Source organism: Affinundibacterium danionis (assembly GCF_042432465.1).
Classification (GTDB): domain Bacteria; phylum Pseudomonadota; class Gammaproteobacteria; order Burkholderiales; family Burkholderiaceae_D; genus Undibacterium; species Undibacterium danionis.
This window is the reverse complement of the sequence record NZ_JBHLXJ010000005.1, coordinates 132,925-147,894: the sequence shown is the minus strand read 5'-3', so window position 1 is coordinate 147,894 and position 14,970 is coordinate 132,925. Positions and strand designations below refer to the sequence as shown.

Here is a 14,970-nt window from a genome sequence, read left to right as displayed (position 1 = left end):
TCGTGATTCATGATCAATTCTCCTCAAAATAGTGCCTTCACCGTTGAAGGCTTGAGATAGAATTGTAATTTTGAATTTCGGAGTTGGTATGCTTTGTTTTCTCCGCGTAGCGGCTTCGTCCAACAATACGTTTAAACGATCAGCATCTTGAATCCAGGCTGGCGCAGCAAGTTGGCGAGTCTCAAAATGGTTGTAAAACACGTTACCAGCTAAAGTAATCGTTGGTGTGATATCCCAATTAGCGTTCACCACGGCGCCGTAGCGAGTCATTGGCGCGACCAGATTACGGCCTTCTCCTGGGGCATAAAAACAGGCACTGCGGTTAGGCGCAGCAAACCATTCTGGCGCATCTGGATATGGCTTGACGTGATCTTTGGCGCATTCTGGATCTGGCATACGTTGTGAGCCACCCAAAGACAAGGTACCTGGGTCGGTACCCGTTGCGCCGTAAACACCACCTTGTATCAAACCACCGCGTCGATTGGTAAAGTCACCGTTTTGTGTCCATGCACGATCCACTGCGCGAATGGCCGTACGTTTTTCGGCACTAGCCGAATAAGTCACATTGAAATTTTGAGTAGCACGATCACCAAAGCCGCCAGCGATCGCTACTCTGGAAGTTTCTCCGTCACCTTTAGAGGTTTGGCCATAGCTTGCGTCAAGATTGAGACCTTGATAGTCTTTTTTCAAGATAAAGTTAACCACACCACCGATAGCATCAGTACCGTAAATAGCTGATGCACCATCTTTCAGAATATCGACGCGTTCTATCGCAGACAATGGAATGCTATTCAAATCAACTGAGGTAGAACCACTGTACTCGTCGGAACCAGACATAGGTAAGCGATTACCGTTCAATAAAACCAAAGTTGGCAGGCCACGAAGTTTGACTTCGGTCGCACCATTACGGAAGGAATTGCTACCTGCATATTCACCGCCATTGCCGCCAGCGGATGTCAAATTACGCATCACGTCTAATACCGAGGTTGCACCTGAACGGAGGATGTCCTCTTTGGTTAAGGTCGTTACAGGAGAAACACCCTCAATATTGATACGCTTAATATTTGAACCCGTAATGACTACACGTTGGGTTTGATTCGCATTTTGCTCTTCTTGCGCTTGCGCTGAAGAAACAAAAAGACTAGTTCCAGCTAATACGGTCAGCGCGACGCGAACTGCACGTACACCTATTTTTTCTTGAAATAACATCTAGATACTCCATAAAGGTTGACAACAAGTCACACATTTTAGAGATAATTAACATCTAGATGTGGCAAAATTAAATGTTTTTTAGAAAATTTTTATTTTTTATCAAATATCCGAATAATGATTGCTTATTGCCCGTCTTTACCGATTCTATAGCGACTTCAGATAAGCCAAGTGACGTAAAAAAACACGCTTGACACGCAATAAATTATCAACTACCTCAATTAGTAGCATTAAATAACATTGAAATCGCTCAAAACAACTTAGCGACAGGAAGCACAAAACCACTAAACAAAGAGTAATCCGGCGCTCCTTTACTCAAGCCTTTCACCACACCAAAATCTATCGTTAAACGATTATGCGGACTATAAGTTAAAGCCAGCAAAGTCTGTGCGCTGCTCGCAGCGCCTTTACGCACCGTGCCGCTCACTTCCCCCGTGACACCCCATTTGTCATTGATAGGCATAGAGAAAGAACTAGACCAAGCCTTTTGTAATGAGGCGCTACCAGTATCAACCGCGCCTAAGTGGGTCAGATTAAGGTTTAAATCCATATGTATCGCGCCCAGATCGCGGCTGTAAATTCCATTAAGAACGAAATCATTTTTACCGCTACCGATATTCGCTTTTGCAGTGGCGAACTTACTACCGAACTCGACACCAAAAGCGCTACCATTTTCATTCAAAAAAGCCCGCTTCAAAACCAAATTCAGGTCGCCAAAACCACGTTGCATTGCCGCATGATCTACACGATTCACGACTTGCGCCTCGCCCCCTAATAACACGCCCCACTCTTTACTGAATGCCAGTTTAAATAAATACGGCAAACTATCACGGCGCACATCGTCTTGCTTGAGACGCAGTAAGCCTAACTCAAATTCTAACTGCCCCTTTAAAGGTAGCAACGCTGGACTAGATACCGAAGGTCGATAAGGAGAAACCGCATCGTAGCTCTCTTGAGCTTGTGAAGATATGCTGAACAAAGAAACGAAAAACAATAATCCGGACTGACCAAATCTCTTATGAATTGACATTTTGCATTTCCTGATTTCCTAATTTCCTATCCAGTGCTCGATTTTTTATGTTCAATATTCTTCAATCTCAACTGATAGAAGAAAAATACATCAATTCAAGCTTACTCGATACCTAAGATACATGCACTATCTTCTCGCAGTAGAATTTTTGTATGTATCTTCATTAAGCGCTGTATTTTTAGATCGTCGACGGCAACCAAGTTGCTACCACAGAATACACCAAACCCTGAACAGGGTCTTGCAAACTACGTGTCGTGATATTCACAAAACCGACATCACTCAATAAATCCTCTACTTCACTTGCTTCATACAAAGTAAAACCGTGGACATGACCCGGCCAGTTTTGCATATCTTGTTTGGCGTTATAACAAAGCACTAGTTGTCCGCCATCGATTAATACGCGCGCGCATTCACGCAGTGCTTGTCTTGTATCTGACCAAAAATACAGCGTGTTCACACTCACCACTTTACTAAAGCTTGACGATGCAAATGGTATTTGCTCAATGCTGCCTTGAGCAAGCTGCAAAGTTTTTAATTGAATGTGTGCTGCCAAACGCTTATTCACAAAAGCAATCATCTCCTCAGACAATTCTAAGCCTGAGGCATGATGACACTTGCCTGTTTTTAAAATTGCTTCCAACAAAGAACCACTGCCAAAACCAATTTCCAATACGCTTTCAGCTCCCTGTAAATTCAAAGACTCCAAAGCGAAGACATTCATACGTACGTTGATTTTTTCTAACCAACGCGAAGTAAAAAAACGCCCAAACCAACCGGAAGGGCGTGCCAATTGTTGAGATAAAAATTTTTGTATCAATCTAAATCCTCATAAATATGGCACACAATTTTTGTGCCAACGATATTTAAAATCATATCGCCTTAATATCGCCTTGAAATGACTAATCAAAATCAAACAGCTCCGACAAGAAACCTTCCTTTTTCTTCTTATGATAAGGATGTGGCTGTTGCTGATACCCGTAGCTAAATTGATGTTTTTGTTGTTGTGGATACGACGGTGTTTGGTGCTGCGGATACGATTGCGGCTGTGCATGCACAGGATTTCTTTGCTCTGCATTAGGCGTAGAAGGCGTGGCCAATGAACGTTCGATAATCTTATCCAATTCACCGCGATCTAACCAAACACCTCGACATTGCGGACAATAATCAATTTCAATCCCCTGCCGCTCCGACATCATTAAATTTGCATTTTCACATAGTGGGCATTTCATAAATGATCCTCGTTCTTGAATACGTTGATAGATTAATTAAGTGCAGCTACCTAATTCGTCCTTCACCACTAGAAATAGGTGGATTTATGCACCCGCAGCATTCTATGCGTTTTGCATTCCAAAATTGGATCGCCTATATGGTAAAAATTTGGCGAATTTACCGAGCAAATGTCTCACTAGTAGGCCAAAAAAAGTATCGATATTTGGATCTAAATAGTGAAATACAAAAATCTCAAGCCACGCAAATCCTTATACCGGGTTGAACTCCGGCATAAGGTATCTAGCTGCTATCGCGTCAATCTCTAATAAAATATCAACAATAAGGTATCAAGACTAGCGCACTAACAATAACTCATCAACGTCACTGCCCCAATTTTTTAGGCATAGGCGGCGCAACACGTAGTTTGATGTCACGATAATTTTTTAGTCTTTCCGTCACATCTTTAATCGCCGCATCGAGTTGTGGGTCTCTGCCTTGATTAACTTCGAGTGGATCGAGATCAACATCCAGATCAGGCGCGACACCTTCGTTTTCTACCCGCCACTCATTGTCTGGCGTAAAGAAGCGGAAGAACGGTACGACCAGATTTCCACCATCAATTAGATATGGATTAGCAGAAATACCGATGAGACCACCCCAAGTGCGTTTGCCTATCAAGGTGCCCAATTTAAGGCGTTTAAACGAATAAGGTAAAAAGTCGCCGCCTGAGCCTGCATCCTGATCAATCAGCATCGCCTTGGGGCCGTAGATAGCAGCACCAGGCGTCTCATAAATCATGCCATCGCGATCTTTCCAACCCGCCAGATATTGGCGACTGAGTACATCAGTAATGTAGTTGGCAGCCTGCCCTCCACCGTTGCGACGCTCATCAACGATCAGGGCTGATTTGTCGGCTTGGGCGTAGAACATGCGATTAAAATATTGATAGCCTTCAGCGCCGGTGTTGGGCAAATAAACGTAGGCGACTTTGCCATCGGTTTTCTTTTGCACATACTCGCGATTTTTTTCTATCCAATGCCATTGGCGTAATTCGGCTTCGTTCGCAATCGGCTGTACGATCACTTGATGCGTTATTTTGCTAGTCAGATCACGCATAATCGTAAGACTAATTTGTTTGCCGACTTTATTTTCTAGCAAAGCATACAGATTATTTTTTGCATCGATATTCTTACCATCAATCGCAATCAAATAATCACCTTCCTTAACATCTAAGCCTGGTATCGCTAAAGGCGCGGGTAAGAACGGACTCCAGCGATCACCTTTAAAAATCGTCTTGATACGTGCATGGCCGTTTTCGAAACTAAAATCTGCGCCGAGCAAGCCAACCGGTACCGGAGTTTCGAGGTGAATATCGCCGCCACTCACACGATTATGACCCACTTGCAATTCACCTATCATCTCGACTAATAACTCATTCAAATCTTCACGTCGCTGCAGGTTTTTCAGTAAGCCGTGATAACGCTTATAAATGCCATCCCAATCTATGCCATGCAAATTCGCGTCGTAGAAAAACTCTTTTTGCATCCACCAAGTTTCATTAAATATTTGCTCCCACTCGGCACGTGGATCGACACGCATTTTGAGTCCCGCCAAGCTGATAGGTTTAGGATCAATTTTTTCCGCAGCATCTGCGATCTCTAATTTTGCACCTGTCGATTGCAGTAAGAGTTTTTTTCCATCGGCACTCAAGCTATATTCCGCGATACCCGCTTTAACTAACTTGGCCTTTTTCTCTTCAAGATTAAAGCGCATCAGGTTCGCATTATTACCACTGCGTTCGGCAGGAGGATCATTGCTAACACCGGGTTGCGGACGTTCAAGAAAGAACAAAGCACCGTCAGAAGCTACCGACAAAGCTGCATTATTACGCTCTGCAATTGGGAGTGGCACAATGCGCTGCTGTATTCCTGCGAGGTCGATCTTAACTGCCTTGGCAGATTTAGTCGCTTCATCTTTTTTAGCGTCAGCGAGCGTGGCCGCCTCTGGCTTTTTATCACCGTCGGGCTTACTGTCTTTCTTGTCGTCCTTCTTATCTTCTTTTTTGCTTTCTTCGTCACCCGATTTTGGCAATAGTGGCGACTTTCCATCGGCCGCTAGCACCACCGCATAAATACCATTACGCAGCGGCCGTTCTTGACTCGACATATCGAGTCCAACATGAGTAGGACCCGCATTGGTGGAGGCAGTAAAGTACAAATAATCGGTGGATGCGAATGCTGGATTGTCCGCATCACTTAACCCATCTGTAATAGCGGTACTTTTACCGCTATTGAAATCATATAGTTTCACTTGTGAGAAATGATTAGCACCGGTCACCGTGTAGGCTAACCAACGGCTATCGCTAGAAAAGGAAATAGCAAAATTCGAACGGCGTGCGCTTTCATCTATTTTGCTAATTTTTCCCGTTGCCAGATTCAAAGCGAAGAGCTGTAAATGATTATCCTGAAAAATAATCATCTGACTATTTGGCGACCATTCGAGCAAGCTGAAATAGCCAGTTTTACCGAGCGCTATCGTTTTACCAGCGTCACTCCCTGTCTGGTCACGGATAATAATCTTATGCGCTATACCTGCATCAGAAAGATAAGCGATGTGCTTTCCATCAGCGCTCCAGATCGCATCTTTTTCACGCACACCGTCAGTCTCCGTCAAATTACGAACAGAACCATCCTTCACTGGTACCGTAAATACCTCACCACGCGCCGTCACCACAACACGCTTACCTGTCGGTGATAAGTTAGCGGAAGTCACATTCGCCGTTGCATCTTTCCACTGCGGGCGTACTTGATTGGCTTGACCGGTTTGTGCGCTCAAATCCACTGATAAGACTTTAGTTTTTCCTGTCGCCGTATCAAATTCTTTCAAGACTCCACCAGCTTCATAGACTATCGTTTTATCGTAAGCACTCATGCTACGGATATCCCACACCGTTTCTTTACTTAACTGTTTCACCGCTTTGCTTTTACGGTTGTAGCTAAACAAATTGGCCGCACCATCATTTCTATCGGAGATGAAATACACCTCATCCCCTATCCACAACGGCGATTTATCCGTCGCATTTTCATGTGGAATTTTTTCTAGTTTTTTGCCGTTGATATCAATAATCCAAATTGGCGGCGTGGTACCACCGCGATGCTGACGCCAACCACTGCTACCCATGTAGGCCTGCGGAAATGGGCGATACGCTAATAATTTACCGTCGCCGGACCAATTACCTTCAAAAGCAATCGCGTCCATCACCTTATTTTCAAAGCCGCCTTCGACCGACACTTCATACAAATGCGTACTGCGGCTCACCGCAATTTCACGTCCCGAAGAAAACATCACGCGTTTACTATCAGCGCTCCACCCCACCACCACATCAGCACCCGGATGCCAGGTTAGACGCCTTGCTTCACCACCGCTGGCAGGCATCACATACACATCCGTATTGCGATCATACGACGCTGAAAATGCTAGCCATTTACCGTCAGGCGAAAACATAGGCGCAAACTCCGCCGCTGGATGTTGCGTCAGCCGTTGCGGATTTTTACCATCACGATCAGCCAACCAAATATCACCACCGTACACAAAAGCAAGATGATTACGTGACACTGTAGGCTGCCGTAACAGCTGGGTATCTGCATAAACGCTGGGGGCAGCGAAACAAGCACCTAGCAAAATACTCATGGTTGATTTTTTGATGAGGGAAGAAATTTGCACGGACGTCTCCTTGTAAGTAAATCAGAATGAATAGCGTTAGTTACTATCAAATAGGATGAAACGGATCGCTAAAATACTGTATCAAGCCTGATGGGCTGACGCCACTTTAGCAGAGATTATTCACGCTCAGAATATGATGCAAAGATAAAGTTCAAATACTAAAAAAAATAGACTCACTAAGCGCTATCTGCCATTTTGTCTATACAACTTCCGCAAAATTCATCTTCGTAGTATTAAACGAAAACCAACATAGCTACGTACGTTTTTTCGATTTTTAACGCTAGCAAAGAATGAACTTCATCACTCCATATGTGTCTAAGCAGTGCAAAAAAGCATCCCAGTAATCCCCCCTTACAATAGGACTAATAATGAAAATGAATTTGCGTATATTAAGCTTGGCCGCCAGTATTGCCAGCATAGGCATGAGCACGACTGCTTTGGCACAAGAAAACTTACCTTATCAAAAACCGCCACAATCTATTTTAGAATTAGCCGATGTCGTACGCGCGCCAGCCGTTAGCATGGATTCAAAAAAACAAATGATGTTGCTGACCTACCGCAATACATTCAAAACGCTCGCAGAATTAAATCAAGCAGAATTGCGTTTAGGCGGCCTGCGCATCAATCCGATTACAAACATCTCCAGCTCAACCAACTACATCAATAACCTAAAAGTTCGTAAAGTCAGTGGTGGCGAAGAACAACAAGTAAAAGGTTTGCCAAAAGATCCTTTAATCGCCAATATCAGTTGGTCGCCGAATGAAAAGAAAATCGCTTTCACCCACACAACAGATAAAGGTGTAGAGCTATGGGTAATTGACGTCGCAACTGCGCAGGCAAAGAAAATCAGTGGCGCGAATGTCAATGCCAACTTGGATAGCCCATTTATCTGGTTTAAAGACAGCGATAATCTCTTGGTGAAATTCTTACCAAAAAATCGTGCACCTCTGTTAGATGCGAGCAAAGACTTACCAACTGGCGCGATCATTTCCAATACCGATGGCAAAGCGGCGCAAAACCGTACTTATCCCGATTTGCTGAAAAACCGCAATGACGAAACCAATTTTGAGAATATCGCCAGTTCCGAATTGCATAAGGTCAATGTGAATGGCACCAGTAGCTTGTGGAAAAAAGCCGATATGTATGCAGGAGAGAGTTTTTCTCCAGATGGCAAACTCATCATGATCACCAGCATACAAAAACCTTTCTCCTATGTCGTTCCAGTCAGTCGCTTCCCTAGCAAAACTGTGGTCATGGATATGACTGGCAAAGTGATTAAAACGGTCAACGAAGTGCCTCTGACGGAGATTATTCCAAAAGGATTTAGCGCAGTACGGGAAGGAAAACGTAGTATGAACTGGCGTGCCGATAAGCCAGCCAGCTTGTCTTATGTGGTCGCTTTAGACGGTGGTGATCCTGCGAAAAAAGTCGATTTCCGTGATGAAGTATTTCAGTGGGATGCACCGTTTGATCAGGCTCCAAAATCATTGGTAAAAACAGCGCAACGTTTTGGCGGCATCATCTGGGGCAATGATAAATTGGCCGTGATTAGCGATAGCTGGTATGACACACGCAATGAAAAAACCTATTTCTTCAATCCATCCAACCCAGCAGAAGCACCGCGTTTAGTATTTGATCGCAATTCACAAGATTTGTATGCCAACCCTGGTCGCTTCGAAATGAAACGCAATCAATACGATCGCCGCGTATTGGCTATCGAAGACAATAAAGCCTATTTAATTGGCGCAGGCCATACCAAGAAAGGTCAGTTCCCATTTATCGATGCAATGAATGTCGATAGCTTGGAAAAAACTCGCGTTTACCAATCGACGTACACGGACAAAATCGAAAACATTCAATCGATAGAAGATTTTGCGAAAGGCGATGTACTGGTGCAGATTCAATCTAAAACGGATTACCCTAACTTCTACTTCCGCAATATCAAAGATGCTAAGTTGACGCCGATTACGCAATTTAAAAATCCGTATGAAGGTTTAAAAAACGTCTCCAAAGAAGTCATCAAATATCAGCGTAAAGATGGCGTGCAATTGTCAGGTACTTTGTATCTGCCAGCAGGATACGACAAAACCAAGAAAGAGAAATTACCACTCTTAATCTGGGCCTATCCAGCAGAATTTAAAGACAAAGATTCAGCGGGTCAAAGCACGCACAATCCGAATGCTTTTACCGCACCTAGCTATGGCTCTTTCATCTACTGGGCGACTCGCGGTTATGCGGTGTTAGACGATGCGGCCTTCCCTATCATCGGTGAAGGCAAAATCGAACCGAACGATAATTTTGTGCCGCAATTAGTCGATAATGCAGAAGCTGCCATCGACGCAGTTGATGCGCTCGGTTATATCGACAGAAAAAAAGTCGCTGTCGGCGGTCACTCCTACGGCGCATTTATGACGGCCAATTTGTTGACCCACTCTAAATTATTTGCCTGCGGTATCGCACGCAGCGGCGCGTATAACCGTACCTTGACACCGTTTGGTTTCCAAAGCGAGCAACGTAATTATTGGGAGACGCCTGAGGTCTACACCAAAATGTCACCGTTCATGAATGCTGACAAAATGAAAACGCCGATCTTGCTAGTACACGGTGAAGCCGACAACAATCCAGGTACATTCACACTGCAAACTGAACGCTACTTCCAAGCCTTAAAAGGCTTAGGCGCCCCAGCACGTATGGTGATCTTGCCAAAAGAAAGTCATGGTTATGCCGCACGTGAAAACATCTTGCATCTGCTGTGGGAACAAGATCAGTTCTTGGAAAAATGCTTGAAGAAGTAAGTGACAAACAAAACTCGTAACTGTTGAGAAAAATCCCGGTATATGTTTTGTACCGGGATTTTTTATGAGTAAAACGTGTCCATTACTTCGCTATGCGTATCCCTAGCTTCTCAGGCGTCATACCTATTATCGCCTCACATTGCCCAATCACCACATGGCGCGCGCCATCGCAAACAAAAACATGGTGCTGTCCATTGGGTGTGCGTTGCGGGTCACGGAAGATATAAATTTCTCCGTCACCGGTTCCCTTCTTATCGTCAAAAATTCGATTGAGTAAATTGAGCGGCAATTTACTCAGACTCTTAGCACTCATCTTTTTATTTAGAGTCTCAGTTTTGCCGTAATTGACTTCGCGAGTTACATGGTTTCTAAAGGCGTGAATCATCAAGTAAGTCGGCGTATGATCATTGTTTTTTAACAGTGTACGGTTTTCGCCTAATAGAAAAGCCGCTGCACAAGCTGAGGCACAGTAACCACGCGCTTCCGTATTTAAATGATTTCGATTGATGAGCGCTTCGATCTGATCAACGATGATTCCAGCCGCGGCACCTGCGCCGGGTGAATCTTCAAACTGTAAGGTATTGAACTTCCCTTTATGTTCACGCAGCGCATTTTCTATCATCGTAACGCTGAGCAAATCTAGTTCACCACGTAGTAATAATCGAGTGTCATCGCTGACAAAGCGAAATGATTTAAACGCTAACAACAAGACTACCAACAGAATAAGTAGCAACTCGGCTTTGATAACTTGCCAAGGAATAGGGGTTTTCTGCAATTGAAATTCTCAACTTCAAATAGTAAATAAAAGATGCTCGCTACCTGATTCTGGTTTAATCAAAATTGGTAGTAAGAGACTGATACTTGCAAGGCATCAAGCGTCAAAGTCTATATTATGCGTTTTAATCATCGAATACTTAAGCCTTCTTAGATCCTTCCTCGTATTTTTTGAGCGGCAATGCGGTAAATATTCGAAAACCGTGTTGAAAAAATACACAATAATCAAAAAAACGATAATTTTTTCAAAAATTTTTTATCGCACCAATTCTGTTCAAGCGCACCAAACACCTATTCAATTTATATCAAATCAGCGTTTTTTTGCACCGTCGCGGTGATTCAATCAGGCAATTCCATCACTCTCGCGCACCAAGAAAATGCACGCTTTGCATTATATTTTTTGCGAATAATAGACATACGAAATCGCAATTTTGTGGCAGCACTTCGGCCACGTATATTTGAGCCCAGAGACAAAGGAAAACAGAGTTAGCAATTTCCAGAAAGAGGAAAACGCAACACCGCAGCTCTGCCCCAGTCAACAATTTTTCAATTTAATCGCAATTTACATGGAGGTTTTATGTACACCAACTCTCGCCTTATCGCCACGATCGTCGGCTCACTGTTATCACTCGCATGCTTATCCGCAAGCGCAGATGAAACCAGTAATGTTCTCAAAATGAATGCCTGCGAGATGCCTGAATACGATGCGCAAATGCTGCGCAAAGAAGAAAAAGGCCAAGTCAAATTACGCTTCTCGACCGATGCAAGCGGTAAAGTCACCGAAGCAAAAGTAGAAGAATCTAGCGGTTTCGCCAACCTCGACAAAGCCTCATTAAGTGCATTAAAGAACTGCCAATTCGATGCAAAAAAATCGGCGAATATCGTGAGTAAGCCATCACACTTGATTGCCTTCACTTGGGCGATTAAATAAGTCGCTAATAAATCACCGATAAATCACTGATCAATATCATGGATACATCGGTGTAAACAGATCGAACATATCAAATTAAAAATGGTGCGACAAAAAATTTGTCGCGCCATTTTTTTTCCCAAGCTTGCTGCCTAGTTTTTGAACGGCGAACGCCAGTTAGCAATCCATACCGACACCTCTGCGGCAGGCATAGGTCGTGCAATGCCATAACCTTGCGCCAGCTCGCATCCTATCGACAGCAGCATATCGCCATGCGCAACCGTCTCCACCCCTTCGGCGATCACCCTACGATGAAAGGCTTGTGCTAGACCAATGACACCTTTAATAATCGTCAAATCACCTTCGTCTTCCAACATATCACGCACAAAACTTTGATCGATCTTGAGCATCTCGGCGGGTAAGCGTTTCAAATAACGCAGAGAGGAATACCCCGTACCAAAATCATCCAAAGCAAAGCTTACGCCTAAGGCCTGACAGGCATGTATGACTTGCGAGATCTGTTCAATATCATCGAGGGCACTGGTCTCTAAAATTTCCAGTTCAAGCATAGAATAAATCGACTGCGGAAAATGCGAAATCCGCTGTTGCAAGCGTTGAGCAAAATCAACTTGCTGTAATTGTAAAGCGCCAACATTAACGCTTACAGGAATACGCAAACCAAACTGCTGCCACTGCGCCATTTGTTCTAACGCAGTGGTAATGACCCATTCACCGATTTCTATACTGAATAAATGATTTTCTACGGTTGGCAAAAAACACGCTGGTGCCAATAGGCCTTTGCTCGGATGCTGCCAACGAATCAGCGCTTCCGCACCAATCACTTGTCCCGTGCGCATATTCACTTTAGGCTGATAGAATAAAACAAACTCGCCATTCAATAACGCATGACGAATCTGGCTTAAGTCATCCCTTTGAATTTTGACTGCCGCGTCATGTGCCACATCAAATAAATGGAAACAGTTTTTACCAGCCTGTTTAGATAAGTACATCGCTTGATCGGCATGCCGCAATAATTGCTCTGCATCGACCCCATCTTGCGGATACAAAGTCACACCAATACTTGCGGAAACCTGCAGTCGTGCGCCATTTAAAAGTACAGGTTCGGAGGCGGCACCGAGGAGACGTGCCAATACAGGTTCGCAGTCCTTACTCTGATCAAGATCAGTCAATATCGCGACAAATTCATCGCCCCCTAAACGCGCCAAAGTATCACCTTCACGCAAAGAAATACGCAACCGTTCAGCGATCTCGATCAACAATTGATCACCCACACTGTGGCCATACACATCGTTAATCGATTTAAATCCATCGAGATCTAAAAACGCAACTGCAAGACTATTATTACGACGCTGACATTGCGCCATCGCTTGCTGCATACGATCCGCCAGTAGAACCCGATTAGGTAGGTGCGTCAAGGCATCGTAATGAGCGATATGTTCTAGCATACCATTTGATCGTTCCAACTCTGCATAAGCGTTGGCGAGTGCCAATTGCGCTGCTTTTTGCTGCGTAATATCTTGGAAAATGCCGGTCAATCGCACGGCCTTACCCTCGTGCAAAGTCACCTGACAGGTCGTTCGTATATCGATTTTTCGACCTTTTACTGTGTATTTCTGCAGCTCCAGATCGTAGCCCTGTCCACTTGCTATCGCGGTTTCCAACGCTTGACTAATAATCGCACGCGACTCCGGCAAAAAATAACTGAGACCAGCATCTACCGAAGGATCAAATTCTTCTGGATTAGTATCGTGAATACGATAGGTTTCATCAGTCCAAATAAGAGTCATATTCCTTAAATCGATTTCCCACCCACCTATCTGAGCGATAGACTGACACTGAGCTAATAATTGGCGCGAGGTTTCTAAATCCTGTTCAATTCGCTTGCGCTCGGTAATGTCCTGCGCAGTCCCACTTAAGGCGATTATTTCTCCTTGTCCGTTAAGAATAGCCTCGGTTTTGGACTCTATCCAAAGACATTTCCCACTCTCCAATGGGTAACGAAAATCAAGTTGAAACATACCTTTGACCGTCGTGTGTGTATCGAGATCATATATGGTATTGAATTTTTCTCGGTCTTCTGGATGAACGCGTGCGCACAAAGTATCCGAATCCGGTGGAGAACTATCGGGATCGAATCCAAAAATCCGGTACATCTCTACCGACCATACCGATTGATTACTCAACAAATCATGGCGCCAACTACCAATTTTTGCACGAGCTTGCGCAGCGGCTAGGTTTTTCTCACTTTCTATTAAAGCAAATTCATTTTGCTTGCTGCTAGATACATCGGTACTGCTGCCAAACCATTGCAAGATATCTCCGTGCTGATCCCTCACTGGCACAGCGAGACCTAGGTGCCAGCGATAGACTCCATCACCACGGCGCAACCGAAAATCGACTTCATACGGAGTACCCGTTTCAATAGAAGTACGCCAGCGTATTTCTGTCGCGGCTAAATCGTCAGGATGAACTAAATGCCGCCAAGAGGAGCCAAGTATCTGTTCTGCTGTCACGCCAAAATACTCGGTAGTACGATGATTGACAAAACTTAATTGTCCGTTGGGGTCTGCCGTCCAAATTTGTTGAGGAATGGTTTCTATGAGCGAGCGCATACGCTGCTCACTCTCAAAAAGTGCCCGTTCTATATTTTTTTTCTTAGTGATGTTTCTAGCGATTCCAAATAAGGCAATCACTTCACCTGTCTCAGAACGTACTGGATTTGCACGAAGATCAAGCCATAAAGACTGACCAGCCAATCCTAGTAGTTGACACTCAAGACTAGCCGATTGACCTTTAAACACTTGTTCACGCACAGCCAAAAACTCAGCACGATATTGATCCGCAAAAAACAAATCAAATGCTCGCATTTGCAGAGCCTGAATTTGATCCGCCCCCAATAAAGATAAGCCAGTTGCGTTCATGTGCAACAAACCGACTTTATCGCAAACCAGTTTGACGCATTCAGGAAAGTTATTATAAATATCGTGATCATCAACTAAATCAGCCAGCGACCGATTAGTTTGATTATCGCTAGTACGTGGGTTATGAAGTATATTCATCGGCTAGCAATTGTAAGATTTAAAACACGACGTCCGAGCAAGCTAAAACTTATAGCTATTCAGATATTATTGAACGTTGTTACTCATAGGCATCTCGCATGAACCTACTATACCAACACTCTAGCTCAGTTTCGACAGTTTTCTCATATATAAAAAAGCGTGTATCGGAATTTTTGTATTCACGATACACGCCCCAGGTCCTTCCAGCGGGATATTGCCTAAGTTTTACTTTAGGATGTC

At 44.1% G+C, this 14,970-nt stretch carries 9 protein-coding genes; 2 read left to right on the top strand and 7 right to left on the bottom strand.

Going from position 1 to position 14,970, the window contains the following annotated elements; genetic code table 11:
• The 5 genes from ACFFJH_RS05790 to ACFFJH_RS05770 form a co-directional block, all read right to left on the bottom strand.
• Window positions 1–1,209: TonB-dependent receptor plug domain-containing protein (locus tag ACFFJH_RS05790; RefSeq protein ID WP_390210803.1), on the bottom strand; the 1,209-nt coding region annotated here is incomplete at its 3' end.
• Window positions 1,210–1,459: 250 nt separating this feature from the next.
• Complete coding sequence (locus ACFFJH_RS05785; protein ID WP_390210800.1) at window positions 1,460–2,239, bottom strand: transporter; 780 nt, start codon at window positions 2,237–2,239, stop codon at window positions 1,460–1,462.
• A 178-nt stretch (window positions 2,240–2,417) separates the two neighbouring features.
• The gene (locus ACFFJH_RS05780; RefSeq protein WP_390210798.1) at window positions 2,418–3,056 is read right to left on the bottom strand and encodes a class I SAM-dependent methyltransferase; all 639 of its coding nucleotides are present in this window, start codon (window positions 3,054–3,056) and stop codon (window positions 2,418–2,420) included.
• An 82-nt stretch (window positions 3,057–3,138) separates the two neighbouring features.
• Entirely contained in the window at window positions 3,139–3,468 is a 330-nt protein-coding gene (locus ACFFJH_RS05775) for a TFIIB-type zinc ribbon-containing protein (RefSeq protein WP_390210796.1), read from the bottom strand.
• 361 nt (window positions 3,469–3,829) lie between these two features.
• Window positions 3,830–7,171: a S41 family peptidase gene (locus ACFFJH_RS05770; protein WP_390210794.1), complete on the bottom strand. Its 3,342-nt coding sequence runs from the start codon at window positions 7,169–7,171 to the stop codon at window positions 3,830–3,832.
• A 368-nt stretch (window positions 7,172–7,539) separates the two neighbouring features.
• Here ACFFJH_RS05770 and ACFFJH_RS05765 point away from each other — a divergent pair, with 368 nt between their 5' ends.
• Window positions 7,540–9,966: a S9 family peptidase gene (locus ACFFJH_RS05765; protein WP_390210792.1), complete on the top strand. Its 2,427-nt coding sequence runs from the start codon at window positions 7,540–7,542 to the stop codon at window positions 9,964–9,966.
• Window positions 9,967–10,048: 82 nt separating this feature from the next.
• Here the strand turns inward: ACFFJH_RS05765 and ACFFJH_RS05760 are convergent, their stop codons facing one another.
• A complete protein-coding gene (locus tag ACFFJH_RS05760; RefSeq protein ID WP_390210789.1) occupies window positions 10,049–10,741 on the bottom strand; it encodes a hypothetical protein in 693 nt (230 codons plus the stop codon).
• 576 nt (window positions 10,742–11,317) lie between these two features.
• Between ACFFJH_RS05760 and ACFFJH_RS05755 the strand changes: the two genes are divergently transcribed.
• Window positions 11,318–11,671, top strand: a complete 354-nt coding sequence (locus ACFFJH_RS05755; RefSeq protein WP_390210787.1) for an energy transducer TonB family protein — start codon at window positions 11,318–11,320, stop codon at window positions 11,669–11,671.
• A gap of 131 nt (window positions 11,672–11,802) precedes the next feature.
• Here the strand turns inward: ACFFJH_RS05755 and ACFFJH_RS05750 are convergent, their stop codons facing one another.
• Window positions 11,803–14,730, bottom strand: coding sequence for a bifunctional diguanylate cyclase/phosphodiesterase (locus ACFFJH_RS05750; RefSeq protein ID WP_390210785.1), 2,928 nt, complete (start codon window positions 14,728–14,730; stop codon window positions 11,803–11,805).
• Between the last annotated feature and the right edge of the window lie 240 nt (window positions 14,731–14,970).